This is a genomic window from Bhargavaea massiliensis (assembly GCF_018390575.1).
GTDB classification, from domain to species: domain Bacteria; phylum Bacillota; class Bacilli; order Bacillales_A; family Planococcaceae; genus Bhargavaea; species Bhargavaea massiliensis.
The window spans coordinates 1-304 of the sequence record NZ_JAHBCJ010000031.1 but is presented as its reverse complement, the minus strand read 5'-3'; the positions used below and the strand labels follow the sequence as shown (position 1 = coordinate 304).

The window sequence follows — 304 nt, the reverse complement described above, 5'->3', positions numbered from 1 at the left end:
ACCTGCGACCCCTTGGTCCCAAACCAAGTGCTCTACCAAGCTGAGCTATTTCCCGGTAATATGGCGCGCCCGACAGGAGTCGAACCCATAACCTTCTGATCCGTAGTCAGACGCTCTATCCAATTGAGCTACGGGCGCATTTATAAAATTTAATTGGTGCCGAGGACCGGTCTCGAACCGGTACGGTAGTCACCTACCGCAGGATTTTAAGTCCTGTGCGTCTGCCAATTCCGCCACCCCGGCGGAAATAAATGGAGCGGAAGACGGGATTCGAACCCGCGACCCCCACCTTGGCAAGGTGGTA

The 304-nt window shown here is 54.9% G+C and carries 2 tRNA genes; both read right to left on the bottom strand.

The window, feature by feature from the left end:
- Positions 1 to 61: 61 nt before the first annotated feature.
- Positions 62 to 138 (bottom strand) — tRNA-Arg (locus KHA84_RS15260).
- 16 nt (positions 139 to 154) lie between these two features.
- Positions 155 to 243 (bottom strand) — tRNA-Leu (locus KHA84_RS15255).
- Positions 244 to 304: the final 61 nt, after the last annotated feature.